Source organism: Corynebacterium sp. HMSC064H12 (assembly GCF_001809925.1).
Classification (GTDB): domain Bacteria; phylum Actinomycetota; class Actinomycetes; order Mycobacteriales; family Mycobacteriaceae; genus Corynebacterium; species Corynebacterium jeikeium_D.
In genome coordinates, this window is the sequence record NZ_KV799335.1 from 63540 (window position 1) to 88543 (window position 25004).

Here is a 25004-nt window from a genome sequence, read left to right on the forward strand (position 1 = left end):
GCTGGGCGAAGGTGCGCCTCAGCGCTTCGCTCGCGCAGCCCGCAGGCCGTTCAAGATCACGATAACTTCAGCGACCTCGTGAACCAATACGACGGCGGCCAGACCCAGCACGCCGCTGATCGCCAGCGGCATCAACACGATGATGATGGCCAGAGACAGCACGATGTTCTGGTTAATAATCCTGCTGCCTCGACGGGCGTGCTGCAGCGCCTGCGGGATCAACCGGAGGTCGTGGCCGGTGAAGGCGACGTCAGCGGACTCGATTGCGGCATCAGAGCCGGTCGCTCCCATTGCTATGCCCACCGTCGCGCCCGCCAGCGCAGGAGCGTCGTTGATGCCGTCGCCAATCATCGCCGTCGGCGTCTTGGAGGAGAGCTCGGCGACGATGCTTGCCTTGTCCTCCGGGCGCAGCTCAGCGCGCACATCGTCGATTCGGGCGATTTCAGCCAGAGCCCGGGCGGTGCGAGCGTTATCGCCGGTGAGCATGCTCACTTCCACGCCGTTGGCGTGCAGGGTCTGCACAGCTTCGGGTACCTCGGGCCGCAGCTCGTCGCGGACCCCGATCGCCCCGGCGAGAGCGTCATCGACGGTGACAAGGACGCAGGTCTGGCCCTCGGACTCCATGCGCTCAACGTCTGCCTTCAGTGGCCCGGCGTCGATCCACCGGGGACTGCCCACAAGTACCCGTCGACCTTCGACGGTGCCGCCGATGCCATGCCCGGCTTCCTCGCTGATGTCCAAGGCAGCGGGCGCTTCGGGCCCCGCTGCCGCGATCGCAGCGGCGAGGGGGTGCGTCGATTGCTGCTCAACTGCCGCCGCGAAAGCAAGCACCTGAGCCCGATCGAATCCGTCTGCCGGGACCACGTCGGTAACCTCGGGCTGGTTGCGGGTAAGGGTTCCGGTCTTGTCCACCGCCAGGTGGCGGATGCCGCCGAGTCGCTCGAACGCCGCGCCGGATTTGATGACCACGCCGAACTGGCTGGCCGCGCCGATCGCGGCCACGACCGTCAGCGGCACCGAGATTGCCAGCGCACACGGCGATGCTGCGACCAGGACCACCAACGCGCGGGTGATCCACGTCTCGGGGTCGCCCAGCAGCGAGCCAATCACGCCGACCAGCACCGCCAGGATCATCACCCCGGGCACTAGGGGTTGGGCAATCCGGTCGGCGATCCGGGCGCGGTCGCCCTTTTCCGCCTGCGCCTGCTCGACCAGGTCCACGAGTGTGGTCAGCGAGTTGTCCGTTCCAGCTGCGGTCGTCTCGACCTCCAGCACGCCGGCGGAGTTGATTGCTCCCGCGGGCACCTCGTCGCCGGGCGCAACCTCCTCCGGAATGGATTCTCCGGGGATCGCTGAGGTGTCAAGGCTGGAGCGCCCAGACCGAATGATGCCGTCCGTGGCGATCCGCTCTCCGGGGCGCACGAGCATCAGCTCGCCAGCCACGAGATCCTTCGCTGCGACCTCGACCGTCGTACCGTCGCGCAGCACCGTCGCGGTCTGCGGTACCAATTTCAACAGTGCCCGCAGTCCGCCCTGGGCCCGGTCCATCGCCTTGTCTTCCAGTGCCTCGGCGATCGAGTACAGGAACGCTAGCGCCGCCGCCTCTCCGACGTAACCGAGGATTACCGCGCCGACCGCGCTGATCGTCATCAGCAAACCAATGCCGAGCTTGCGCTTCGTGGCAAGGTTCCGGATAGCGCCGGGCGTGAACGTATACGCCCCTAGCAGCAGGCCGATCCAGAACAGAACTGTCGCGGGTGTCTCTAGTCCGGACCAGTCCAGCGCCAGACCTATGCAGAGGGCTACGCCGGAGAAGATCGGCAGTAGCAACTCGGGGTCCTTCCACCATGGCCGATCGAGATCTTCGATCTCCGTGGCTGGTTCGTGTTCGCATCCACATGCTGAACTCATGCGTCCGCTCCTTTTCCGTCGCAGCCGGGCACCGAGCACTCAGGGTCGATGCACGGGGCGTTTTCGTCGACAGCCAACGTCGCGTTCACTAGTGCGTTGAGCGCTGTCGCGAGGTGCGGATCGGCGATTTCGTAGCGTGTCTTGCGGCCCTCCGGCTCGGCGACGACGATGCCGCAGTCACGCAAGCAGGTCAGGTGGTTCGAGACGTTCGAGCGGGTCAGGTCCAGGTCGCGCGAAAGCACGGCCGGGTAGCTCGGGCCGTCGAGTAGGGTGATCAGGATTCTGGAGCGCGTCGGATCCGCCATGGCCCGGCCGAGCCGGTTCATGACGTCGAGGCGTGAAGCAATAGTCAGCATATACTGAACTATACAGCAATTACTGAACTATTCAACACGCACTGAACTGACATTGAAGCGAAGAGCTTGCGAACTGCAGGAATTAGTCGATGAGATAGCCGGTAACTGGGCCTTCGTGATTCGGCTGCCAACCCAACGCGGGGGCGACATGCGTGGCGAAGTTGTCCAAGATCTTCACGTTGACGTCGACGCCATCCCGGTGGGGATGGTGATGAGCAGGGTGTCGGCGGACATGACGGCGGCGTCGGCTTTGAGCTGCTCAATGAGTTTGTCCGGCTCGGCGGCATAGGTGCGGCCGAAGGTGGAGGCGCCGACGTCGGGAAGCATGCCCACCTGATCGGAGCCGGAGGCCTGCATGCCGAACAACTGCATGTCCGCGCCGTCGACGATGGGGAAGATAGAGCGGGACACCGACACGCGCGGCGTCCAATCGTGGCCCGCCTTCTTCCACGCGGCGCGATAGCGGCTGATCTGATCCGCCTGGATTTCGCCCAGAGTCTCGGCGGTGGTCTCGGAGACCAGGGTGGAGGACATCAGGTTGAGCCCGTCCTTGGCGGTTTGCTCGGCAGAAGCGTGGGTGCCGGAGCCGTAGAAAATATGCTTACGCAGCTCGGGCGCCATGGGGAAGACCGGCAGGGCGGAGCCGGGTTGGAATATGTTGGGGTACTGCCGGTCCAGCGGTGCGGCGGTGGCGAATCCGTTGCCGTCCACTGCAGCCATGAACGCCTCGAGGTGGGCTCGCGCCACGTCCGCGCCGTTGGGCGCTTTACCCCAGTAGCCGAAGGCCTCCCAGCCGCGGTCAGCCACCTCGGGGGCGCCGCGCGAGATGCCCAGGGCCACGCGGCCACCGGAAATTTGGTACAGCGACGCGGCCTCTTCGGCGAGGTAGAGCGGGTTTTCATAGCGCATGTCGATGACACCGGTGCCCACCTCGATGTGTTTGGTAGTGGCCGCGACAGCACCCAGCAGCGGCATCGGGGCGGAGGCCTGCGGCGCGAAGTGGTGGACACGAAAGGACGCGTTGTTCACGCCGATTTCGTCCGCAGCCTGGGTGATCTCCAGATGAGTCTTGGCGATCTTTTCTGCAGATGGCCCGCGCTAGCTGCCGAAGGCGTAATGCCCGAAGCTTAAGAAGCCGAACGCTTTCATTGGATAACACTCCTTTTGATGGTGTTAACGAGAGGGGGTAACTTTGCAACGAGATGCCGTGGAGTTCAAGCTCGACGTCTAGGGCCGTGGCAAGTCGGTAGTACGTTTTTCGATTCGACGCTTTGGGGCACACTACCGGGGTTGCCGGTGCTCTTCTTAGATTGCGCGGTTCAGATTTCCTAACCTAAAGCTCGTTTGAGCGTGCTATCCGCTGGTGTGCCTCCGATGCTGCTGCTCATAAGGTGGTGGGCGCTCCATGAATACAAGGCGTAAGTCGCGCCTTAGGTCAGGCCGAGGAGGATGCCGTGGCTCACTGGGTCGTAGTCCGAGTTTCCGCACCCACTGGCCTCTGGTGTACGCGCTAGCCCCGCTCGGGGTAGCGCACGAGGAGATCGTTGCCGATGACTGCGCCGTCGTTGAGCGTTGCCTCGCTCACCTTCGCCCCGGCTGCACCCAGACCCATAATGTGGCCAACCTCGTCACCGTGGGCGATGAGGTGGTCGGCGATGATACGCCGGTGGCAGCGCCACCACACCGCCTCGGCGCACATGATTGCGGTGGGGGTTTCCGCGGCGTTCGCCCGTAGCTGCGAGATTGCGTCGGAGAACTCCTCGCCCAGCGCATGGTCGGCGTAATTGTGGAAGCTGCGGTTACGCCAGTTGCCGTTAACCTCAAACGGCACCGAGTGGGACACGTTGCGCCGCCCGGTGAGGCCCTCGCTTCTGCTGTAAGTGATGCCACATGTAGGAAGGTGTTCGGCAAGGTAGTCGCCGTTGAACCACGGGTACTTCCTGGATCCGGGCAGCTTGCGCACATCCACGATGGATGCCACACCGGCAGCTTTGATCATTTCAGCGAAGTCCTCGAACTCGAGGTTGGAGTGGCCCACGGTGAAAATGCGCATGTCGCCAATGCTACGCGCCAAGCGGTTACACCCACATCGGCTTCACGAATGAGAAGGTGACTTTGCAACGACACGTCGTGGAGTTTAAGTGCAACGTGTAAAGGTCTTTCAAGCATCGCGCGATGGGGACGTGGACCCACGATTGCAGGGTCGACTGCGACGGAGTGACCATTGTCTGGCTCAGCCAAGCTATTGACTCTGCGATGCTGCGGATGTGCCATCAGACTCTTCGTGCTGAATGCGTGAGGCATGCAGTCGGGCGTGGGCGATGGCGTCAGGGGTGTTGTCGAAGACGTGATTCTCGTGTGCAAGCTGGTCGAATACGCCGAGTTCGCGCAACACCGGAAAATGTTCGGGCTTCGTGGCTGCGAGCAGGACTCTGGTACCGCGGCGTTCGAGGCGCCCGATTGTGTCGGCGAGCATCTGGGCGCCGGTGGCATCGATCGTCGTGACGTAGCGCATGCGGAGTACGACAACCTTGACCGACGAGGCATCAGCGAGCTCGAGGAGGAAATCGTGCGCTGCGCCAAAGAAGAGAGGGCCTTCCATACGGAAGGCGGCGATGTGCTCGTCGAGGAGCTCGCGTTCCTTGTCGCGGTGGTCTCCCTCGTCTAGTGGGGCGGCTTCCAACACCGCAGTGCGGGCGGTCTCGCGCAGTGCGAAGAAGCCCGCCATTACAAGGCCGATGAGTACGGCGACGACAAGGTCGAACACGACGGTGGCGGCAGCTGTGATGAGCAGGGTCGCCCCGTCGCCCTTGGTGGCGCGTATCACCGAGCGGAGGTTCCGCGGGTGGATCATCTGAATCGCAGTGGCGATGAGCACGCCGGCGAGCGCGGCGAGAGGAATCTCGCCCACCCACCGGGCCGCGACGAGCACGGCCACGAGCAGGAGCAGCGAATGGAACACCGCTGCCAGGCGTGTGCCTGCGCCTGCACGCACGTTGACGGCAGTTCGGGCAATCGCGGCGGTTGCGGGAATCCCGCCGAACAGGGGCGCGACGACGTTGGCCACGCCCTGCCCGAAGAGTTCGCGGTCGGGATCGTGCCGGTCGCCGACAGTCATTGCGTCGGCAACCGTCGCAGACAGCAACGATTCCAGCGCACCGAGAGCTGCGACGGCGACCGCTGCAAACAGCAAGGAATCCAGGTGCTCCCACGGAATCTCTGGCCAGCGCGGAGCAGGCAATGTCGACGGGATGTAGCCGATTGTCTTCAGGCCGCTGTCTGCCAGCATGTTGATGGCCGTTGCTGCAGCTACCAACACTAGCGCCGCGGGGAAGCCACTACGGACGCGCGCAGCAAGCACGATTCCAGCCGCTACTGCAAGGGTCATCACGGGCGCCTGCCATGCCGGAGTATCTAACCAAGCATTGATTGAGCCCCACGCCAACCCGAGGACTTTCTCGCCCTCCACGTCAACACCAAGTGCTGCAGGCAGCTGTTGTAAGCCGATGATTAACGCAATACCGGCGGTGAAACCTTCGACGACAGGTAGTGGCATGTACTTCATCGCGCGGCCAGCGCCGGTGAACGCCAGTACGAGCAGCATGAGCCCTGCCAGCACGCCGACGACGAGAACCCCATCGGCACCATGGTTGGCCACGATGGGGATTAACACGACGGTCATTGCGCCGGTCGGGCCGCTTACTTGGACGTTACTACCGCCGAAGATCGCGGCCAGGATACCCGCAACGATGGCCGTCGTAATTCCGGCCGCCGCGCCGACACCGGACGCAACGCCGAAGCCGAGCGCGAGAGGGAGTGCGACGAGGGCCACCATGAGGCCTGCCGAGAGGTCGCGCCCAATCGTCGCGCGGGACCAGTCCGAGCGGCGCGGTGCGAAACGCAGGGCACGAGATTGGAAGCCCACCGTAGAGGCGGCGGAGGAGGGGCGGGTCATGCTACTTTCTTGCTCCTTCAGGGCTCAATGACACTCAAAGGATACACAAGGTATCATCCTCCGACGGCCGCATTCCCGGTTCTGGCCGAGGCCTCATGTCGACGGAATAAAACTTCCTGACCTGGCGGGAGTTCGCTGGAGCGTTGTCGCGGTGCTTGGAGTGACGCGTGTGAGCCGGTGTCCGAAGAGCAGACAGCCCGGGAGAATCGGTACCAGTGCCATACAGTGCGCGACACCACTGCTCATAGGACGGGCCCGACGGCGGGCTGGGGGGGGGGCGAGGACCGGCTACCGGATTCGGGCTTTCGCGGCGACGAGCAGCAGGGCGGCATGGTCGACTTCGCCGTTTTTGATCTCGCGATTGAGCTTGTGTAGCACCACGGGGCAGCGCAGGCAGCGGATGCCGGATTTGCAGCACTTCTTCTTCGGCGTCATCGCAGCCAGTTTAAAGGGGTCCTTGCCGGCGAGCTTTTTCGCGGCTTTGGCCTCGGCCTTCGAGTATTCGGGCAGGCGTAGCGAGGTCGTTGCCGCAGCCTTCTTCTTGGCTTTGGCGGCGTCCTTCTTCTTGCCCTTGTCGCCTTTCTTGCCCTTGGCCATGCGCGTTCCCTTCGTCGCGAATTTTCCTGAATTAGGTTAGCGTCACCTCATGCGATGTGGGGAGGCGTGGGTGCCTGACGGGTGTATTCGGCGTGGTGTACGACGACCGACCAGGTTGTAGAGATTCTGCGATACGTGCTTAAGGCGTAAGGCCTGCAGAATTAAGAGCCAAGACAAAGGGCGACTTCGGAAGACAATTCCGAAGTCGCCCTTTGCTTAGTCAACACTGCGCGGACCAAACCGGACAGCAACAAGCCTGCTAGGAGATTGCGAAGCCAGATGCTGGTCCTGGCTTTTCGACGGGCTCGCCAGCCTCGTCGACCATCCAGTCAATTTCCAGCTCCAGCTCGCGCTCGATGCCAGCACGCTTTCGGGAATCGACGACTTCCATCGTGGTATTAAACGATGTCGGCATGGTCATCGTCACCGTGGACTCACCAGTGCCGAGAGTCATTTCCCCGGCGCGGATGCGAGCTGCCAGCGTCTCCAGCAAATCCGCGAGCTCATCGCGGCTGAAGCTTGCCTTGCTCTTCACCAGCTTTTGATTCTTCGGGGGTGTAATTTTTTTTAGGTTTCGGTGCCATGTCCTCACTTACCTTTCCAGCCGTGTAGGTATTTGTGCAGTGTGGAGAATCGGCCGTCACTCCACACTGTCTTTGAAGATGGTCTAGAAAGCTTTCAGGAAGCCTGTCTATCCCCATTATCCCAATAAAAAGTGGTTTTTACCGGGCTAAATAACAAGAGGCTAGAAATTTCTATAGGTAGGTTATAAATTGTGGAAAATCCCTACGCTATGCTCTGGGGTGCAAGGTCCTAAGTGTCTTAGGTTAGGAGCTCTAGTAACGGCGCCCTTGGGTAGCGCCTCAAACGTGTCGACCGACAGCAATAGGGGAGGAGTAAACGTCACATGGTGTCACCCGACAACATCCTGATGTACCTTCTGCCTGAGCAAGAGGCGCAGGTTAAAGAGATATTTGTGCAACTGGCAGAGCGTGGATTCCCGCAGCAGAATCAAAAGCCCCACATCACTGTCACCTTCGCACCGACCATGAGCCCGGAGGTAATCCAACGAGCAGCCGAAATTCTCCCACCGCTGATGCCTGCGGAATTCCGCAGGGTAGGAACGGTAGTTTTCGGCACAAAGAGTAAACAGACTGTCGCATGGTTATTAGAAACAAGCGATGAGCTGGAAGAAGCCGCTCGTGAGATCAGTCGTCTTAACCCTGAAGGTCGCGGCTCCCGCTGGATTCCGCACCTGACTATGGGGCTGCGAATCCCGCGGGATATGGTTCTCGGTTACGTCCAGGCTCTTGATGAACTAACAAGCCCGCACTTCAAAACTCTTAGTGCACCACGCGCTGCGTTCTGGAGTCCCAAAGTGCAGGAATTAACGGAGTTTTAGCGCGCCGCACGCCGCAACTTTTCAAAAGCAGCGCAGCCAAGCGGCCACTAAGCGGCGTCCATAATCTTCTTTGCCTGGGCATCGAAGACCTCCAAGGCGCGCTTCTTTGCCGCTTCCTTGGACTCTGGGGTCGCCTGTGCAAGTTCCATTGGTTGTGTCGCATTTTCCGCGCCGGTTGATGGAACGTCTGGAATCGGGGCAGCGGACACCATCACCATCACGCCATTGACAACGCCGACAATGTCGTAGCTGGTGGCATCAGTATTAGTGCCACCGGAGCTAATGTCCACAACTGTCGCGTGTGCAGTGAGCTCATCTGGCTTGACGGAAAGATCCGGCTCCCACTTTTCCCGGTGCATTTTCATGGTGGTTGTCATATCCATGTCATTGAGCATCTCCTGCGCCTCAGGAGGAAGTTCCTGGCCTTCCATGGATTCGTTTACGAGGTCGGAAGCATCCATCGAAGCGGTCACCTCAGAGCACTTGTTAAGAACATCTGTGTACTCCTGGTAGGTCTGAGGGTTCTTCAATACTGAGACAGCGATGGTGACCTTTTCTGCGTCCAAGTTAGCGAAAGAACTGACAGCTCGCTCCAATTCTTCCGTTGGCTTGATGAAAGTGGCACATTCGGCCGGCTCTATATCTAAAGAATCCTCCGAAAACATCTCCATTGCGTCCTTGTACCCATTAATCCTGTTGTTGGAGAAGTCCACACCTTGAACTTCATTAGTGAGCAGGAGCTGATCTTCGGCTGCAGCTGGAGCTGACCCGTCTGCCTTTGTCATCTTGCTGGTCGACTCTTTGCCTGCCTCGCCACCGGCATTGTTGCTTTCTTCTCCCGAGCCGCATGCGGTGAGCAGGGCGGCGCTTGTACAACCTGCGACGACGGTTGTCGCAATTTTCTTCCACATTCCAGAGCTGCGCTGCTTCATGATTCCTCATTCCATCGAGCTGAATTTCAACAACCTATGCAACCTGATCAGATGTCCTGAGCCGGAGCCAATCTTTTGTGAAAGAAAGAATACAAGAGCTCGCCTCAGCACGCTTCCCAATATCAAGAATTTCAGTCGCGTCTGCTTCACGACGCTCCGTCGGACCTCACCGCAGACTGTGCAACCTTTGCCACGGGGTACGTGGATACCAACGCAATAATCGCACCGAAGATGAAAACGGGCACGAAACCGAATTTCGGTGCCGCGAAAGAAATAACAAAAGGAGCGAAGAAACCAACATAGGTCAGCGAATAGTAGATAGCAGTGGCAGCACCCAGCTCAGCAGGCGGTGCGATAATTTGCACTTCGCGGAGGCCGGAGACCATCATTACGCCGTACGCAGCACCGAGGGCCAGAGCAGCGGGGAAAACGCTCCACACATTCTGGGTGAGTACGACGATGAGGCTGAGCAGCATTCCGACCGTCGTTAAGCCAAGACCGAAAATAGCTGGTGGGATAAAGCTGCTGGAACTGATGCGAGTGACCAGTGGTTGCACCAAAACGCCGGTGCCCATCGTGATACAGGCGATGAGCCCGGCGAAGGCGATGGGGTAGCGGGATTCGGCGATTGTTGGCAGGACGACGAAGGATGTGCACGCAGCACCGAAGACCCACGGTGCCCAAGCGGCGACTGCCCACAGGAACCTCGGGCTTAGAGTGGCAGAGGAGAAGAACCGTTGCGGAGAGTCGCTGTGCCCTGCCGCCGGTAATCCGCCGGAGGCGTTCCATGTTAGTGGTGCGATAAAAAGCAGCAGTGCGAGATGAACGAGGTAGGGGATGACATCAGGGCGCGGGGTGAATTCTGCGACCAACCCGGAAGCCAGGGGGCCGAGGGAGAATCCGGCGGAGAGTGCAACGGTTGCGCGCCGGGCAGAAATTTGAGGTGCGACGGGCGCAATTTCTTTGATCCACGAGGCACCGGCGGCCATTACCATGCCCATCGAAATGCCGATGATAAGACGTCCTACCAGAAGTGATGGGAAGTGGAACCAGATGCCGGTGAGTAGGACGGCTGAGCCAACGGCAGAGGTTATGAGTGCAGGCCGGATGATGGCGCGACGGCCGAGCCGGTCGGAAAGTGGGCCGCAGATGAGTAGTGCGGGGATGAGCCCTGCGACGTAGATGGCGAAGAGAAAGGTGACCTGGGACTGGTTGAGAGCATCGGTTATTCGATACGCGGGCAAGAGTGGTGCGAAGAGGTTGGCTCCAAACGCAACCGCGAACATGCCCAGGGCTACCCGAATCCAGTCTCGTATCACGGTTGCCTCCTGAGGGCTCTCATCTGTGGGGATAGAACAGTGTGGTAACAACAATAGGCCAGCTAACAAACGCTAGCTGGCCTATTGAGTCACTCGGGTCGTCTACCCAAGTTAGTCGCCCTAGTTATTGGCGGCGCCGAAGAACGCGGTAATCGGCGAGAAGAATCCCTTGGACTTCTTTGACTTCTTAGCTGCCTTTGTCCTGCCAAGAATGCGCTCAGAGATGCGGTCGGTGAGGACACCTACCAGCTTGCCGCTGCGGACGACGGGCAGCTCGCTGAGGGGCCCGTCAATAAGCTGGCGAGCCCTGATTGCAGCTGGATCCTCGGGCTTGACAAAGACCTTCACCGGGGCGCCGACGGTGTTCATGTAGGCATCGCGGTCGGCGTACTCACGGAGTTCCTTCAGCGTAATATCGCTGGTCAGGTAGCCTTCATCGTCGACGAGGAAGACACAGGTATCGTCATCGAGACCAGCAAATTCGGCTGCGTAGGTGCTCAGTGCCTCACCGACCGTGATGTCCTCCGGCAGCGCAACGTAAGAATCCGTCATGTGCATGCTTACGGTGTCAGGCAGGAGGCTGTACGGGCTGATTGAAGACTTCGGCTTGAAGAAGTTGGCGATGGTGTTCTGTGTCTGTGTCATTGTGGATCCTTTTCCAGGTATCCCAGCTCCTTTGCTAGGAGGGAATTACTGTTGATTGAAAAATTATGGCTCCCCGCCTAAAAGTGTTGGCAATGTAATGCCGTAACTAAAGGTGGCCACTTGAGATGGAACCTTGCTTCGAGAGGCTTTCGAAACTCTCGATGAAGTGCAGGGCAGCGGCCTATGTGGATATAGGAGCCTTACCTAACGAGGTTGTTCGCTACGCAAAGGTTAACACAAGGTTACGTACACAGTAAAGAGGAATGAACGAAAAGCTTCCTAAAGGTGGCGGAAGCTATAAGCTCATGAACTCTCGAATTGCTGGCCATTCGGCATCAGCTTGCGCCCGGCCGAGCTCGTAGTTGTGCAGCAGCTTCGACCGCCTCCGCTCCGCCTTTGTGATGCTCATGTTATTGGCGTAGAAAACATATGCTTGGCCTTTTCGTTCAAGCTCAGCGGCCCAATCGAGAGAAGCGTTGTAGCGCTCGTGTCTAGTGATAAGCAGCTCAGCCACCACCGGGTTACTGCGGAAAATCTGGCGCAGTAGCTGTGGGCGCTTAGGGGCGGTGCGACGGAATCCTTTCGGGCGAGTCAGGACGATGAGGAACTTCTTGAAACCATCTGCTTCGGCGGCATTAATGGGAATGCCACCTGATGATCCCAGTGCACCGTCGACGAACGGAACGCCATCAATATAGGGCATACGCATGACACCCGGAATCGTCGAACTGGCGCGAGTGTACTTCATCAGCGTAGGTAGATCTGGGATATCGTCCGGCCCCCAGTTGATGGTCTCGCCCGTATCCGCTCGGACAGCAGAAATCCGGTAGGGAGTTGGATTGTTCTTAAAAGTCTCGTAATCCAGGGGCATGGCGCCGTCGGGAAGTCCCGCGTCTTCATAGATGTACTCGGCATCGAAATAGCCGCGTCCGCGCAACATTGGGCGCCAGCCACTGCTGTCCGGCTGCGCGATGAAGTCAGTGAAGCTATTTATAGAGCGCTGGATATCCCGGGAAAGGTAATTGACCACGTGAGAGGCGCCGGCGCTTACGCCACCGACCCAGCCGACATCGATGCTCTCGCGAAGTAGCCGCTCGACGAAAGGTGCCGTGTAACTATTGCGAGTCCCTCCGCCCTCGAAGACTAATGCCACATCGCTGACCTGCATTTACATCCCTCCGGTTGTTCTCGCGCTGCTGCCTTTCGGGCGTTACGATCGTTCAAGACTACCCGAACGTCACCATATTGGATTTCGGTTAGCGCAGTTTACGGCGCATCCTGGAGGATGACTGGCAGCAGCCCCTCGCCCATATCTGGGTTCGGCAGTACGCCCTCCGGGTCGTAGAACAAGATCTCCTTGCCGTCATGGCTCAGACGTCGCATCGCTTCCAGAATCAACGTGCGTCCCACCGGGTTGACAATGCCAACGCGGCTGACGTCGAAGACAACTTCGCTTTCCGACGGTGTGGAAGTCGCCAACCTGTTGAGAATGATCTCGGCCGCAGTGAAGTTGACTGGGCCCTGAATCTCGATGATCGAGCGGCCATTGCTGACGCGCGTACCGCGCAGCGCACGCGAACCAATCGCATCGGCATCCATGAGATGAAGACCCAAATCTTCGGAGAGCTTCCGGAAGATGGCAATGCTGCGGACGCTGTTGCCGTGGTCGTTCAATCGCGGCGAAAAGGCTGCAAGACCCGCCTGTCCAGGCAGCGCTCCCAGCAAGCCGCCGGCGACACCGCTCTTGGCGGGAATCCCGACCTCGGTAAACCATTCACCGGCCTCGTCATACATGCCGGCAATAGCCATCACGGACAAGACTCTGCGAACAACCGAGCGGCCGAGCACAGTCTGATTGGTGACCGGGTTAACGCCACCGTTGGCCAACACTGCGGTCATCATGGCGACATCGCGAGTGTTGACCAGCACGGAGCACTGTGCGGTGTAGCCGCGGACAGCATCGTGGGGCGTGGTTTCGATGAAACCGTAAGCTGCCAGCATATGTGCGATGGACATGTTTCGATGGGCAGTGTCCATTTCGCATTCATAGGCATCGTAGTCAACGCGGAGCTTACGGCCAGCCAAAGTTGAGAGAAGCTCCACCATGTGCTTGGTGCGAGTCTTCCAGTTGGCACCTGGCTGGCATACGAACTGGTTGATGGTCAGTGCACCGACATTAATCATCGGATTCTTTGGTCGGTGCGTGCCCTGCTCCAGCGACAGCTCGTTGAAAGCCTCACCGGAAGGTTCGGTGCCCACAATGCTGTCGATTTTGTCTGTGCCGTGCTCGGTGATGGCTGCGGCATAAGCGAAGGGCTTGGACATCGACTGAATGGTGAATTCAGTATCGGTGTCGCCCGTGGCGTAGGTGCGACCTGACACGGTGGTCATAGCAAGTGCCAGGCGGTCGGGATTAGCTTGGGCAAGGGTGGGAATATAGTCCGCTACCTCGCCAGACTCATCGGGGCGGACGGATTCGACGATTTCGGACAAGTAATCTTTGATCGGCGTTTTCATCAGATTCTGCTAAGCATCTTTCCTGGGCTGAAAAATCCCGGTTGAGTCAATGGAGTCCCGTTCGAACCTACACCAGGCGAGGTCAGCCACTGATGCTCACCTCTGTGCACTCTCACCGTGCGCGCCGGAAAAATCGGCATATCCTGGGGTGTGTGAAATTCCTCAACGATCAGTCCGCGCCCTACGAGTTGACCTACAGCGATGTCTTCATGGTGCCGTCAAAGTCATCCGTCGGCTCTCGCATGGGTGTCGATTTGGCCACCAATGATGGCACCGGCACAACCATTCCGATTGTGGTCTCCAATATGACGGCCATCTCCGGTCGCCGGATGGCCGAAACCACCGCTCGCCGAGGCGGAATTGCCATCCTGCCGCAGGACGTCCCAGCTGACATTGCTGCTGAGACCATCCGCAAGGTCAAGTCCGCTGGGCTGGTTTTCGACACTCCAATCGTCGTCAAGCCTCACCACACCGCGGGGTATGCGCGCCATCTTCTGCCGAAGCGCGCGCACGGTGCGGCAGTGGTGGTGGAAGACAACAAACCGGTTGGTCTGATTACCGGCCGTGATCTGGCGGGCGTTGACAACTTTGCGCAGGTGGGGACGCTCATGTCCACTTCGCTATTTACGCTTCCGGCCGATATTGAGCCCCGTGACGCTTTCGACCAGCTCACCGCATCCGGGCGCAAACTCGCTCCGGTGGTGGATGCCGATGGCGCGCTGGTGGGTATCCTCACGCGTAAAGGCGCGCTGCGGGCGACGCTTTACAAGCCGGCTGTCGACGCGGAGGGCAAGCTGCGCGTCGGTGCGGCGCTTGGCATCAACGGTGATGTTGAAGGGCGCGCGAAGACACTGCTCGACGCAGGTGCCGACGTGCTCGTTGTCGATACCGCCCACGGTCATCAGGAATCGATGCTCCGTGCTTTACGACGAGTCCGCGCGCTCAACCCACCTGTGCCAATTGCCGCTGGCAATGTCGTGACCGCCAATGGTGTTCGCGACCTAGCGGAGGCGGGAGCCGACATTATTAAGGTCGGCGTCGGTCCGGGTGCGATGTGCACAACCCGAATGCAGACCGGAGTTGGGCGTCCACAGTTTTCTGCCGTGCTCGAATGCGCTGCAGCTGCCCGTGAATGCGGCGTGCATGTCTGGGCTGATGGTGGAGTGAAGGATCCTCGCGATGTTGCGCTTGCGTTGGCTGCGGGTGCGTCCAACGTGATGATTGGCTCGTGGTTTGCCGGTACTTTCGAGTCCCCAGGGGATGTCCAAAAGGACGTCGACGGGCGCATGTTCAAGGAGTCCTTTGGCATGGCTTCACACCGTGCGGTGGAGAGCCGAAATGCACAGGTAGAGGCCTTTGAGAAGGCCCGGCGCGAGATGTTCGAAGAGGGCATCTCGACTGCGAAAATCTACCTGGAGCCAGGCCGCGAAGGCGTGGAGGACCAGATCGATCGCATTATCTCGGGCGTACGTTCTTCGTTCACATACGCGGGTTCGGCCACCATCGAGCAGTTCGCTGAGCGGGCAGTGGTGGGAATTCAATCCGCTGCGGGCTTTGCGGAAGGAATGCCGAGGGCGACGCGGTAGCCGTCGTCAAGCCTCTCGGGGCTAAGCCGACTAGCGGTGCTGCGGGCCAATTGGTAGGTATGTAAAGACGTTGCTAGGACGTGTTTAGTACCACGTGCAAGATTGGGGAGGGGCTGGCGATTATGGGTCGGCAGGTAAGAGAAAACAGTGCTGTAACGGAGTCTGGACTGGTAGCAGGAAACGGTGCTAGAGCAGGAAGCGGGAACGCATTTTTCGCCCGCGCCCGCGTTACTGATTCCGATTTGTGCCCGTGTGGTGGGGGACTCTACGGGCAGTGCTGTGGCCCGCTGCACCGCGGTGAGCGGGAGGCGGTGACCGCAGCTGAGCTGATGGCAGCGAGGTACAGCGCTTACGCTGCCCACGAGGCGGATTACATCTGGCGGACGTGGCATCCGCGCTACCGCCCGGAAGTTATCAATGTCGATGACGGTGTGGAATGGGAAGGACTCACCATCATCAACGCTGTCGATGGCGGCGAGGATGACCGCGAAGGCATCGTGGAATTTGAAGCGGCTTTTCATGACCATGACGGTGTCGGTACGATGCACGAGCGTTCCCGTTTTGTTCGGCGTGCGCGACGTTGGGTCTACGTCGACGGCGAGGTCACGTACTCCTAAGCATCAGACTTGTTGTGCTTGCCGTGGCCGAATGGCAGCACGGCGACAATCGCCACAATGATTGCACCCCAGATGGTGCCGAAAATCAGTGAGCCGGTGGTATTGGCCAACCAGCCGAGGAAGCCGCCGGTAAACAGCTGCTCAAGGTTGTGGACCAGCTGGTAGGGGAGATGCCAGCCCAGCTCGTCGAGGCCGACCACCATGATGTGGCCACCGACCCACAACATGGCAAACGTGCCGATAATGCCGATCGTGTTCAGAACGATTGGCATGGCTTTGACCAGTGCCGTACCAAACTTGCTGATACCGGCTGACTTCTTGGACTGCAGGTGCAGGCCAATGTCATCAATCTTGACCAAGAGGCCCACCACGCCGTAGACCGCAAGCGTGATGATGAGTGCGACCACAATAAGAATCAGCGCGCGATTGAGCAGCGGCTGATCAGCGACCTCATTGAGAGAAATCACCATGATTTCCGCAGAGAGAATCAAGTCTGTGAAAATTGCAGACTTCACCAGCGAATCTTCATTCTGTGGTGTGCGGTTGGTCGCCGCCTCTATCCGCTCCTGCTCAGTCTGATCGGGAGAGATTCGGTGCTTAATCTTCTCCCAGACCTTTTCCATGCCCTCAAAGCACAGGTAGGAGCCACCGAGCATCAAAATCGGCGTCAGCGCCCAGGGCAGAAACTGACTTAGCAGCAATGCAATCGGCAGAATAATGACAATTTTATTGACCAAGGAGCCCTTGGCGATACGCCAAATAATCGGCAGCTCGCGTTTCGGCGAGACACCCTCGACGAATTTAGGCGTTACCGCAGCGTCGTCAACCACAACACCGGCGGCTTTAGCGCTAGCTTTGCCGGCCGCAGCCGCAATATCGTCTGTTGTTGCCGCTGCAGCACGTGCAATCGTGGCAACGTCGTCAAGCAGCGCGACAAGTCCGCCTGCCATAAAAACCTCCCGTATTGGAGGACGCGACCAGGAGCCGTCGTCGTACCAAAGAATTACCGGAGCAATTTTAACCGCTTTCCCGGATTGACTCTGTGTTGTCGGTAGGGCGTCGATGTCCGGTCGATAGTTCACGTGCTCCTCTGAACGTGGGCACGTGGCAAGATATAGGCCATGAACGCTTCCTTCTCCGAAATCTACCGACAGGTCAATGCGGACAACTCGGACAACGCTGGCACCGAGGCAGACACCAGCAATGACGCCCACTCCGAGGAACAGCAGCGCCCGGCGCGTCCCCGCATGGCACTGGTAGTCGTCGACGCTCAGAATGATTTTTCCGCGGGTGGCGCACTTGCCGTCGACGGTGCTGAGGCAGCGTACACCGCTACATATCTGCATGTTGCGGGCACAGCTAACAAGTACTCGGTTCTTGCGACCACCCGTGACAATCACATCGACCCAGGCACGCACTTCTCTGAAACCCCGGATTTCGTCGATACCTGGCCGAAACACTGTGTTGCAGGTACCCCTGGCGCAGAGATTCACCCCGGCATGCAGCGCGCCATCGCGTTTTTTGAGCAGCTCAACCCCGCTGCTGTGCGTATCGATGTCACAAAAGGGGAGTACGCCGCCGCCTACTCCGGTTTCGAGGGAACAACGGAGGCTGGCGTTTCGCTTGCCGACGCTCTCCGCGCCTCTGACATCGAAGAAATCGATGTGGTGGGAGTTGCGACTGACCACTGCGTCCGCGCCACAGTGCTCGATGGCCTCAAGGAGGGCTTTTCCGTTCGTGTTCTGAGCAATCAGGTCGCGGCGGTGGACCCGGAGCGCGGCAAGGCTGCACTAGCGGAATTGGCCGCGGCGGGCGCGACAGTGGTGTAGTGCTGCGACGCTGACCGTCAAACAATCCGCCTAGCCGCTTAGCTAGGCGCCTCGGCAGCCGCCTAGTTAAAAGTCACCATATCCAGGTCGACCTCGCGGAGGTGGCGGTGGTTGGACGCTGTTTCCACATAACGCCCTGCATGGGCGATGAAGCCCTCTGCTTCCTCGGCGGAGAGTTCACGACGCACCTTGGCGGGAACGCCTGCAGCCAGCGACCTGGGGTCGATAATCTGATCTTCCAACACCACGGCACCTGCAGCAATGAGGCTGCCAGCGCCGATACGGGAACGCGAAAGCAGGGTGGACTTCATGCCGATGAGGCAACCATTTTCAACCGTGGTGCCGTGGACCAAGGCCATGTGTCCGACGGTGACATCATCGCCGAGAATCGTGGGCACGCCCCGGTCGACATGGACTGTGGAGTTGTCCTGAATATTGGTGCGCTGGCCAATGCGGATCGGTGCGACGTCACCTCGGAGAACAGAACCGTAGAACACGGAGCTATCCGCACCGATTTCGACATCACCGATAATGACCGCGCCGGGCGCAATCCAGGCGCTGGAATGAATGCGTGGGGTCTTATCTTGGTACGTGAGAATGAGCGGAGTGTTCATCATACAAACCAATATAACTGTCACCTGAGGTCAGCGTAAGAAAAATTCTCAGCGAAACTCTATTCGTCGAAGGGTGCAATTCTGCTTGGACGCGCATACAGTGGGCGACATGATTTTTATCGTTGTGAATTACCAAGTTAAGCCGGAGTTTGCCGGCGAATGGATGGACCACGTCGCTGAGTTCACCGCTGCCACCCGCGCAGAGGCTGGCAACAAGTGGTTTGAATGGTCCCGCAGCGTAGAAGACCCCAACCAGTACATTCTCGTCGAGGCATTCGATGATGACGCTGGTGAAGCCCACGTCAATTCCGAGCACTTCGCCAAGGGACTGGAGGCGATGAAGCCGCTGCTCGCTGAGACCCCGAAGATTGTCTCGCAGGTACTGCCAGATAAGCAGGACTGGGATCGCATGGGCGAGCTGCAGGTCGACTAATGTCCTCAGACACCATTCGCGATGGCGCAGCCACTTCCAGCAGCGACACCTATTCTCTGATTGGACGCGGCCTGCGTATTGGCTCTGCTGTGCTGGCCTCTGCTCTCGTCGTTGGTCTCAGTGCCTGTGGGGACAGCGATGAGGCAGCTTTGGAGGGCAGCCAACATCAGTCAAGCCAGGCGCCGAGTGCTGTTGCCTCCACCGCCGCTATTCGGGATAACTTGGCTCAGCTGGCGGCGGATACTGCGGCGCTGAAGAAAGCATCGCAGACGCTGATTGCGAAGGAAACGGTCTCGGAAGAGACCCGAAAGATTGCGCAGCAGGCGGAGCCAATCTTTGCTGAAGAGGAATCGCAGCTAGTCAAGACTCTCGGCGTCGATGTCGATCCGTCTGAGACCAAGCTCGACACCTCCACCATGACTCGCCTCGAAAACGAGGAGGGGCCACACGCAGATATGGCTTATCTGACGTTGATGGAAGGCAGCCTGGATAAGATGCTCGGCCAGTGGGAAGAACTGGAAAAGCATGGCGGAAACGACCTGCAAGAATTGGCACGCTCTTCTCAGCAGCAGCTGGAAGATATTCAGCAGGCGCTGGAAAAACGTATGCAGTACTAGCCGCTGCCTAAACCTCGTGGGGAAAATTCAAGTAAAAAGTCCTGCAAAGCGTGCCCGGGGAACCGGGGAAGTGAGTAGCGTGTAAATAAAGCCAGTGCGCTGTGATCGTCGTCAAGCGAATGTGCACTCGGATGAAGCGCAATGCTGACTAATAACCCAGAGTAGAAGGTAGGAAAATACGCCAATGGCAAATAGCATCTCGCGAGTAGGTATCGTCGGCGCCGGTCAGATGGGCTCCGGAATTATTGAGGTCTGTGCGAAGGCCGGTAGCGATGTCAAGGTCTGGGAGGCCAAGGAAGAGTTCCTTGAGTCCGGTCGCGCCCGTATTGAAAAGTCGCTGGATAAGGCCGTTTCCCGTGGCAAGCTAGAGCAGTCTGCACGTGATGAGATTCTGGGGCGTATTAGCTTCACCACCAAGCTGGAAGACTTCGCTGACCGTGAGCTGGTCATCGAGGCCATCGTGGAGAACCCGGAAGTAAAGGCCAGCGTCTTCTCGCAGCTCGATGAGATTGTTGAGTCGGACGATGCCATCCTGGCTTCCAACACCTCCTCGCTGCCAATTCAGTCCATTGCTGCAGCCACCAAGCGCCCGGATCGTGTCATGGGCCTGCACTTCTTCAATCCGGTTCCGGTTCTGCCTCTGGTAGAGCATGTCGTTACTCTGACGACCGGTGATGTTCAGTCGGAGCGTGCGTACGAGTACGCTTCCGAGGCGCTGGGCAAGACCGTCATTCGCGCTAAGGACCGCTCGGGCTTCATTGTTAACGCTCTGTTGGTTCCGTACATCCTCGGCGCTATCCGCATGCTGCAGGACGGCATCGCTACCGCAGAGGACATCGATGCCGGCATGGTCAATGGCTGTGCGCACCCGATGGGTCCGCTGACTCTGGCCGACATGGTTGGTCTGGATACCATCAAGTTCATTGCCGATGCCATGTTCGATGAGTACAAGGAGCCGACATACGCGGCACCTCCGCTGCTCAAGCGCATGGTTGAGGCGGGTCACTTCGGCCGCAAGTCCGGCCGTGGCTTCTACGACTACTCCAAGTAGTCCACGCTTTTAGCCCCGTTTGGGGCGAGTATTGAATTCTTACCGGTTGACGGGCGTTTATCCCGCCAACCGGTTTCTTTTATGCATTTATCAGTGAAAACCCGGCGTCTGAGGGGCAAAGTTCCCACGATTGGCGCTAGTATCTTGAAAACTTGTTTCTTTTCAACGAGCCGAAACCTCACAGTGCGCTTAACATAAGTGAAGATTTTGTCAGACCTTGGATTATAGAGCACTTCACAACTGGTGCCTCCCACGCAGCAATCTGGAAAGGAATGTTTCAGTGTCTTCTTTGAAGCCGCACAAGCGCATTGCAACTCGTACTCGCGTCGGCGCTGCTACCGCAGCAGTGGCAGTTGTAATGGGGCTTGCGCCGGCAACGGCCGTGGCAGCTCCGGTCAACCCGTTGGCCGAGCTGGGCAACCGCCTGGACTCTGTTTCTGATCTCCCAGCTAATGTGGCCGCTCCAGAGGGAATTAAGCTGCCCGGCGGTGGCTTGGAGGTCCCGGATTCCATTTCGCTGCCATCATCTTCCGGGGAAAACACCGACCCGAATGCGCCGAAGCCAACCTCGTACCGCCCGGACCAGATTGCGCGCGCGTACCCATCGGATGCCGCCACCGATAACTGGTTCTACTTCTACGTTGTGCATCCTTTCGTGGAGCTGGAGAAGAGCCACCCAGAGGTCATGGACCAGAACCTCGAAACGGTCGTCCGCATTAACAACGCTGCCAAGAATGACCCGCAGGCACAGGAACTCGCTCTTGATGACGACTACCTAGACCCACTGGCCAATATTTCCACTGCTTTCGGTGCAAACCTGGGTCAGCACTTCCGTGATGCCTACGACGAGGATCGCCTGCCGAAGGTGAAGGCCCTGCTGTCCGGCAACCTTGCTCGCGGCGGCGGTCTGGTCAGCTCGACCTTCTTCGAGAAGTACGTCTACGGCTACGATCGCCCGTTTGTGGTGGCACCGGAGCGCATCGAGCGCTACTACCGCGAAGGCCAGGATGACCCGTACTCGACCACGCCGTCCTACCCGTCGGGTCACACCAACAAGGCTGCATGGACTTCAACCCTGCTGGCCCTGATGCTGCCGGAGGTTGCACCACAGATTCAGGCGCGTGCGTCCGAGGCCGGTCATTCTCGCCTTGTCATGGGCGTCCACTACCCTCTGGACGTTATGGGCGGCCGCATGATGGGCAACCAGGCCGCAGCTGACCGTTGGGCAGACCCAGAGTTCCGCCCACTCATCGAAGAAGCAATGGATGAGCTGCGTACGGAGCTCGAGTACCGCTGTGGCGACACCATCGCCAACTGCGTTGCCAAGGACACCCCGTACATGAGCACCGCAGCTGCCGTTCAGCAGTACACCGAGCGCATGACCTACGACTTCAAGCAGGTTGGCCCGGCTAATGAGCCAGTTGTAGTTCCGAAGCGTTACGCAGGGTTGCTGGAGACTCGCTTCCCGCAGCTGACTGAGGAACAGCGCAACTCCATCCTTGCTCAGACTGCAATCCCATCCGGTTACCCGCTCGACCGCACTGACGGTGAGGGGCAGCACGTTCGCATGAACCTGGCTCGCGCTCTGGCCGCCAACGTTGTTGTCAACGCCGATGGCAGCGTCACTGTCACCAACTAAAACGTCAACTACAAGCGCAGGGCCGCGTCGAGACGGTCCAGGGCCTCACTGAGGATTTCCGGGGAGGTCGCAAAGTTAAGCCGCACATGCCCAGGCCCGGCTTCGCCGAATGCGAAGCCGGGGGTGAGTGCTATTTTGGCGTTTTCAACCAACCACGCAGCTGGGTCATCACTGTCAACACCAGGCACGTCACCCAAGTCCAACCACGCCAAGAATGATGCCTGCGGCGGGGTAAAGCGAGCCTGCGGCGCAATAGTGGACAAACGTGTTCGCAAAGTCTCACGGTTGGTGCGCAGGACATTGACAAAGTTGTCCAACCAGGGCACACCATCGCGGTAGGCGGCGGTGGCAGCGGCGACACCAAGAATAGAGGCGCCTTCGCGCACAATGAAGGGCAGCTCAAGCCAAGTTTTGGCATCTTCGTCGTTAAAGATAATCTGCGCACACTTGAGGCCAGCGGTATTCCAGCCCTTCGAGGTAGCAGTCACTGTGATAGTCACGGCCGCCGCAGTATCCGACACCGACGCGGTTGGAGTGTGAGTGCCATTTAGAACTACTGGGCCGTGAATCTCGTCTGAGATAATTCGCGCACCAAAGCGAGCGGCTAAATCGGTAATCTCACGCAGTTTTTCGGGGGAGTAGGTAAAGCCGAGAGGGTTATTCGGGTTACATAAGATCAGGCAACCGGCACCGTCGGCGAAGGCGCGTTCGAGGGCGCTGAGATCCGGGCCGTCGGCAAGCGTGGGGATGCACACTGTCTCACGTCCCAGCGCGGGACCTACCTGGAAGAACGGCATATAAGCGGGAGTGGGGACGACAATTGCGGAATCGGGGCGGGTGAAGCGTTCAACCGCGAGCGTGACACCGCGGACGACGTCGGCGACTGCAAAGATATTGTCGGGGTTCGGGCGCCATCCGTAGCGTGCTGCGGAAAAGTCCGCGGTTGCGGTCGTAAGCGCGGTGATGTCTTGCGAGAGGTATCCGAACTGTTCGCGCTGACATGCCTCGTCGATTGCGGCGCTGACCGCAGGGCAGGTGGTGGCATCGGATTCGGCGACCCACAGCGGCAGCACGTCCGGGGGATATGCGGTCCATTTGACTGTCCCGCGGGAGCGGAGCTTATCGAGGGAGGGGAATGTGACAGCGTTATTTACACTCATAGTTTCCGTGTATACAGAAAAAGCGGGAAGTCCGAAGACTCCCCGTTTTATCCAGTAGCTACGGCCGCATCAGAAGCAGCCACAGCAATGACCAGCGCTAGGCCAGCCTCAGTGCCTCCTCAGCAGCTGGCAGGGCAGCTTCGCAATCAGCCTTGACCAGCCCCAGGCGTGTGCGGCGATCGAGAATATCGTCGACACTGAGAGCTCCCTCGTGCGTCACATGCCAGGCAAACTCGGCGCGGGTGACATCGAGGCCCTCCGCTACCGGGGCGAGCGGTCGGTCGAGCGGACAGGATTCGATGACCTCGAAGGATTCGGCACCGTAGCGATTAAACAGCGGCATCGGGATACGGCCTGCAGCGGCAGCGGTGCGAGCGCGGTCGAGCTCCTCCGGCTCGGAGCCCAGCACAGGGATCGTGCGGGTGGAGCACGGGGCAAGCGAAACACCGAGCTTCTCTTCGACCTTGTCCACGGTTTGCTCAGCCATAAGACGGTACTCGGTGAGCTTGCCACCAGTAATGGAAATCAGGCCGTTCGGGGCCTCCAACAAGGCGTGTTCGCGAGAGAGGTCAGCGGTGTGTGCCTCGCCGGCGTCGATGAGTGGACGCAGGCCGGCGAAAGCGCCGATGACATCGTCGCGAGTGAGCGGAACCTCAAGTGCTTGGTTGATGACATCGAGCAGAAAAACGATGTCATCCTCCGGTACTTCCGGAACATCCGGGATCGGGCCCGGTGCATCCTCATCTGTCAGGCCGATGTAGACGCGGTTGTGCTCTGCGGGCAGGACAAAACAGAAACGGTTGGTGTGACCGGGCACCGGTACCGTGAGAGAGCCGCTAGGGTTGCCTAGCTTCGCGGCGTCGAGAACCAGGTGTGTGCCGCGAGATGGACGAATCTTGATGTTCGTCGCCAGTTCGGCTGCCCACACACCAGTGGCATTGACCACTGCGTGAGCCGGCAGCTCGAAGGGATCGCCAGTGAGCTCGTCGACTAGTGTGGCGCTCGTGCCAGAGGCAGTCTCGCAGCGCACTCGGGTCAGAATAGTTGCACCGTAGCTAGCGGCAGTTCGAGCGATAGCGGTGACCAAGCGTGCGTCGTCACGCAGCTGACCGTCGTAGTTGACGTAGCCGAATCTCACCTCGCGCTTACGTACGGTCGGCGAAAGCTGGCTGACTCGGCGGGAACCGACAGTGCGGGACAGCGGCAGGGTAGTGGCGGCGGTACCAGCGATAATGCGCAAAAAGTCACCGGCCAAAAAGCCTAACCGTGGCAAAATTCGGGTCAGCGGTGCAAACTTATCCATCACCGGTACGACCTGCGGCAGGTTATGCACCAGGTGCGGAGCGGTGACGTCGAGCAGCGCACCACGTTCAATAGCTGAGCGGCGAGCGATACCGACATTGCCGCTGGCAAGGTAGCGCAGGCCGCCGTGGGCGAGCTTCGACGACCAACGAGAGGTACCGAAAGCTAGATCCTTCGATTCGACGAGAACGGTATTCAAACCCCTCGATGCTGCATCTAAAGCGATGCCGACACCAGTGATACCGGCGCCGATGACCAGCAGATCGGGGATGTTGCCCTTAGCGGTTTCTTCGCGCAGACGATTCAAGTCCGCTTGCCGACGAGCCTTGTTCAAAACCGCAGCTGAGCGATCGCGCTGAGGAGCGTGCGTGGCAGTCATAGTCTTTCTTCCTCGACTTTCCCGAAGACGGTAATAGTGATGAAACGATCTGGCGTACGTGATGAAGTTGTGGAGTGCGTAGTGAGCGTGAACTATTTCGGGGCGTAACCCATTGCAAGGCAATTAGAAATAGACTAAGTTGT

At 59.2% G+C, this 25004-nt stretch carries 23 protein-coding genes and 1 pseudogene; 8 read left to right on the plus strand and 16 right to left on the minus strand.

Features of this window, described 5'->3' with window-relative positions; genetic code table 11:
• Nucleotides 1-18: 18 nt before the first annotated feature.
• The 7 genes and pseudogenes from HMPREF2681_RS03620 to HMPREF2681_RS03650 form a co-directional block, all read right to left on the minus strand.
• Nucleotides 19-1911 (minus strand): heavy metal translocating P-type ATPase, encoded by a 1893-nt coding sequence (locus HMPREF2681_RS03620; protein ID WP_070546082.1) that lies wholly within the window; start codon nucleotides 1909-1911, stop codon nucleotides 19-21.
• Nucleotides 1908-2267, minus strand: coding sequence for a Cd(II)/Pb(II)-sensing metalloregulatory transcriptional regulator CmtR (locus HMPREF2681_RS03625; RefSeq protein WP_012359887.1), 360 nt, complete (start codon nucleotides 2265-2267; stop codon nucleotides 1908-1910). The genes HMPREF2681_RS03620 and HMPREF2681_RS03625 overlap by 4 nt, the downstream gene beginning before the upstream one ends.
• A gap of 82 nt (nucleotides 2268-2349) precedes the next feature.
• A pseudogene (locus HMPREF2681_RS03630) lies at nucleotides 2350-3416 on the minus strand (LLM class flavin-dependent oxidoreductase).
• A gap of 361 nt (nucleotides 3417-3777) precedes the next feature.
• Nucleotides 3778-4320: a DUF488 domain-containing protein gene (locus HMPREF2681_RS03635; protein ID WP_049171224.1), complete on the minus strand. Its 543-nt coding sequence runs from the start codon at nucleotides 4318-4320 to the stop codon at nucleotides 3778-3780.
• A 189-nt stretch (nucleotides 4321-4509) separates the two neighbouring features.
• Entirely contained in the window at nucleotides 4510-6222 is a 1713-nt protein-coding gene (locus HMPREF2681_RS03640) for a SulP family inorganic anion transporter (protein ID WP_049189369.1), read from the minus strand.
• Between the two features lie 288 nt (nucleotides 6223-6510).
• A complete protein-coding gene (locus HMPREF2681_RS03645; RefSeq protein ID WP_005510705.1) occupies nucleotides 6511-6819 on the minus strand; it encodes a hypothetical protein in 309 nt (102 codons plus the stop codon).
• A 259-nt stretch (nucleotides 6820-7078) separates the two neighbouring features.
• Complete coding sequence (locus HMPREF2681_RS03650) at nucleotides 7079-7354, minus strand: amphi-Trp domain-containing protein (protein ID WP_049170663.1); 276 nt, start codon at nucleotides 7352-7354, stop codon at nucleotides 7079-7081.
• A 372-nt stretch (nucleotides 7355-7726) separates the two neighbouring features.
• On the opposite strand from HMPREF2681_RS03650, the gene HMPREF2681_RS03655 reads away from it, so the two are divergent.
• Nucleotides 7727-8221 (plus strand): 2'-5' RNA ligase family protein, encoded by a 495-nt coding sequence (locus tag HMPREF2681_RS03655; RefSeq protein WP_070429177.1) that lies wholly within the window; start codon nucleotides 7727-7729, stop codon nucleotides 8219-8221.
• Between the two features lie 47 nt (nucleotides 8222-8268).
• On the opposite strand, the gene HMPREF2681_RS03660 is transcribed toward HMPREF2681_RS03655, so the two are convergent.
• The 5 genes from HMPREF2681_RS03660 to HMPREF2681_RS03680 form a co-directional block, all read right to left on the minus strand.
• Nucleotides 8269-9153 (minus strand): hypothetical protein, encoded by an 885-nt coding sequence (locus HMPREF2681_RS03660; RefSeq protein ID WP_070429176.1) that lies wholly within the window; start codon nucleotides 9151-9153, stop codon nucleotides 8269-8271.
• Between the two features lie 146 nt (nucleotides 9154-9299).
• Nucleotides 9300-10541, minus strand: a complete 1242-nt coding sequence (locus HMPREF2681_RS03665; RefSeq protein WP_070429175.1) for an MFS transporter — start codon at nucleotides 10539-10541, stop codon at nucleotides 9300-9302.
• 51 nt (nucleotides 10542-10592) lie between these two features.
• On the minus strand, nucleotides 10593-11117 hold the full coding sequence (locus HMPREF2681_RS03670) for a CBS domain-containing protein (protein ID WP_005510587.1): 525 nt from the start codon (nucleotides 11115-11117) through the stop codon (nucleotides 10593-10595).
• 295 nt (nucleotides 11118-11412) lie between these two features.
• Nucleotides 11413-12285, minus strand: a complete 873-nt coding sequence (locus tag HMPREF2681_RS03675; RefSeq protein ID WP_070546084.1) for a patatin-like phospholipase family protein — start codon at nucleotides 12283-12285, stop codon at nucleotides 11413-11415.
• Between the two features lie 98 nt (nucleotides 12286-12383).
• Nucleotides 12384-13634, minus strand: coding sequence for a glutaminase (locus HMPREF2681_RS03680; RefSeq protein WP_049189376.1), 1251 nt, complete (start codon nucleotides 13632-13634; stop codon nucleotides 12384-12386).
• Between the two features lie 152 nt (nucleotides 13635-13786).
• Between HMPREF2681_RS03680 and HMPREF2681_RS03685 the strand changes: the two genes are divergently transcribed.
• Together HMPREF2681_RS03685 and HMPREF2681_RS03690 are read left to right on the plus strand one after the other, a co-directional pair.
• Nucleotides 13787-15220 carry a GuaB1 family IMP dehydrogenase-related protein gene (locus tag HMPREF2681_RS03685; protein ID WP_070546086.1) on the plus strand — a complete coding sequence of 478 codons (1434 nt, stop codon included), beginning with the start codon at nucleotides 13787-13789 and terminating at the stop codon, nucleotides 15218-15220.
• Nucleotides 15221-15300: 80 nt separating this feature from the next.
• Complete coding sequence (locus tag HMPREF2681_RS03690; RefSeq protein WP_172954619.1) at nucleotides 15301-15837, plus strand: YchJ family protein; 537 nt, start codon at nucleotides 15301-15303, stop codon at nucleotides 15835-15837.
• Here the strand turns inward: HMPREF2681_RS03690 and HMPREF2681_RS03695 are convergent.
• Nucleotides 15834-16787, minus strand: coding sequence for a DUF808 domain-containing protein (locus HMPREF2681_RS03695; protein ID WP_069359251.1), 954 nt, complete (start codon nucleotides 16785-16787; stop codon nucleotides 15834-15836). The two genes, HMPREF2681_RS03690 and HMPREF2681_RS03695, sit on opposite strands and share 4 nt — an antisense overlap.
• Before the next feature lie 171 nt (nucleotides 16788-16958).
• Between HMPREF2681_RS03695 and HMPREF2681_RS03700 the strand changes: the two genes are divergently transcribed.
• On the plus strand, nucleotides 16959-17666 hold the full coding sequence (locus HMPREF2681_RS03700) for an isochorismatase family protein (RefSeq protein ID WP_016423140.1): 708 nt from the start codon (nucleotides 16959-16961) through the stop codon (nucleotides 17664-17666).
• A 62-nt stretch (nucleotides 17667-17728) separates the two neighbouring features.
• Here HMPREF2681_RS03700 and HMPREF2681_RS03705 read toward each other — a convergent pair whose 3' ends face one another.
• Nucleotides 17729-18283 (minus strand): gamma carbonic anhydrase family protein, encoded by a 555-nt coding sequence (locus tag HMPREF2681_RS03705; protein ID WP_005510604.1) that lies wholly within the window; start codon nucleotides 18281-18283, stop codon nucleotides 17729-17731.
• A gap of 106 nt (nucleotides 18284-18389) precedes the next feature.
• Between HMPREF2681_RS03705 and HMPREF2681_RS03710 the strand changes: the two genes are divergently transcribed.
• The 4 genes from HMPREF2681_RS03710 (at nucleotide 18390) to HMPREF2681_RS03725 (ending at nucleotide 22020) form a co-directional block, all read left to right on the plus strand.
• A complete protein-coding gene (locus HMPREF2681_RS03710) occupies nucleotides 18390-18713 on the plus strand; it encodes a putative quinol monooxygenase (protein ID WP_070546114.1) in 324 nt (107 codons plus the stop codon).
• Nucleotides 18713-19330: a hypothetical protein gene (locus tag HMPREF2681_RS03715; RefSeq protein ID WP_070546088.1), complete on the plus strand. Its 618-nt coding sequence runs from the start codon at nucleotides 18713-18715 to the stop codon at nucleotides 19328-19330. Before HMPREF2681_RS03710 ends, HMPREF2681_RS03715 begins: the two co-directional genes overlap by 1 nt.
• A gap of 184 nt (nucleotides 19331-19514) precedes the next feature.
• On the plus strand, nucleotides 19515-20381 hold the full coding sequence (locus tag HMPREF2681_RS03720) for a 3-hydroxybutyryl-CoA dehydrogenase (protein ID WP_070546090.1): 867 nt from the start codon (nucleotides 19515-19517) through the stop codon (nucleotides 20379-20381).
• Between the two features lie 280 nt (nucleotides 20382-20661).
• The gene (locus HMPREF2681_RS03725; RefSeq protein ID WP_070546092.1) at nucleotides 20662-22020 is read left to right on the plus strand and encodes an acid phosphatase; all 1359 of its coding nucleotides are present in this window, start codon (nucleotides 20662-20664) and stop codon (nucleotides 22018-22020) included.
• Nucleotides 22021-22028: 8 nt separating this feature from the next.
• Here HMPREF2681_RS03725 and HMPREF2681_RS03730 read toward each other — a convergent pair whose 3' ends face one another.
• Together HMPREF2681_RS03730 and HMPREF2681_RS03735 are read right to left on the minus strand one after the other, a co-directional pair.
• Nucleotides 22029-23180, minus strand: coding sequence for a MalY/PatB family protein (locus HMPREF2681_RS03730; protein WP_070546094.1), 1152 nt, complete (start codon nucleotides 23178-23180; stop codon nucleotides 22029-22031).
• Between the two features lie 97 nt (nucleotides 23181-23277).
• Nucleotides 23278-24861: a glycerol-3-phosphate dehydrogenase/oxidase gene (locus tag HMPREF2681_RS03735; protein ID WP_070546096.1), complete on the minus strand. Its 1584-nt coding sequence runs from the start codon at nucleotides 24859-24861 to the stop codon at nucleotides 23278-23280.
• Nucleotides 24862-25004 lie beyond the last annotated feature (143 nt).

Coding starts and splice junctions, on each gene's coding strand:
- HMPREF2681_RS03620 (WP_070546082.1), bottom strand. CDS start 1,911: ATGAGTTCAGCATGTGGATGCGAACACGAACCAGCCACGGAGATCGAA.
- HMPREF2681_RS03625 (WP_012359887.1), bottom strand. CDS start 2,267: ATGCTGACTATTGCTTCACGCCTCGACGTCATGAACCGGCTCGGCCGG.
- HMPREF2681_RS03635 (WP_049171224.1), bottom strand. CDS start 4,320: ATGCGCATTTTCACCGTGGGCCACTCCAACCTCGAGTTCGAGGACTTC.
- HMPREF2681_RS03640 (WP_049189369.1), bottom strand. CDS start 6,222: ATGACCCGCCCCTCCTCCGCCGCCTCTACGGTGGGCTTCCAATCTCGT.
- HMPREF2681_RS03645 (WP_005510705.1), bottom strand. CDS start 6,819: ATGGCCAAGGGCAAGAAAGGCGACAAGGGCAAGAAGAAGGACGCCGCC.
- HMPREF2681_RS03655 (WP_070429177.1), top strand. CDS start 7,727: ATGGTGTCACCCGACAACATCCTGATGTACCTTCTGCCTGAGCAAGAG.
- HMPREF2681_RS03660 (WP_070429176.1), bottom strand. CDS start 9,153: ATGAAGCAGCGCAGCTCTGGAATGTGGAAGAAAATTGCGACAACCGTC.
- HMPREF2681_RS03670 (WP_005510587.1), bottom strand. CDS start 11,117: ATGACACAGACACAGAACACCATCGCCAACTTCTTCAAGCCGAAGTCT.
- HMPREF2681_RS03675 (WP_070546084.1), bottom strand. CDS start 12,285: ATGCAGGTCAGCGATGTGGCATTAGTCTTCGAGGGCGGAGGGACTCGC.
- HMPREF2681_RS03680 (WP_049189376.1), bottom strand. CDS start 13,634: ATGAAAACGCCGATCAAAGATTACTTGTCCGAAATCGTCGAATCCGTC.
- HMPREF2681_RS03695 (WP_069359251.1), bottom strand. CDS start 16,787: ATGGCAGGCGGACTTGTCGCGCTGCTTGACGACGTTGCCACGATTGCA.
- HMPREF2681_RS03700 (WP_016423140.1), top strand. CDS start 16,959: ATGAACGCTTCCTTCTCCGAAATCTACCGACAGGTCAATGCGGACAAC.
- HMPREF2681_RS03705 (WP_005510604.1), bottom strand. CDS start 18,283: ATGATGAACACTCCGCTCATTCTCACGTACCAAGATAAGACCCCACGC.
- HMPREF2681_RS03710 (WP_070546114.1), top strand. CDS start 18,390: ATGATTTTTATCGTTGTGAATTACCAAGTTAAGCCGGAGTTTGCCGGC.
- HMPREF2681_RS03715 (WP_070546088.1), top strand. CDS start 18,713: ATGTCCTCAGACACCATTCGCGATGGCGCAGCCACTTCCAGCAGCGAC.
- HMPREF2681_RS03720 (WP_070546090.1), top strand. CDS start 19,515: ATGGCAAATAGCATCTCGCGAGTAGGTATCGTCGGCGCCGGTCAGATG.
- HMPREF2681_RS03730 (WP_070546094.1), bottom strand. CDS start 23,180: ATGAGTGTAAATAACGCTGTCACATTCCCCTCCCTCGATAAGCTCCGC.
- HMPREF2681_RS03735 (WP_070546096.1), bottom strand. CDS start 24,861: ATGACTGCCACGCACGCTCCTCAGCGCGATCGCTCAGCTGCGGTTTTG.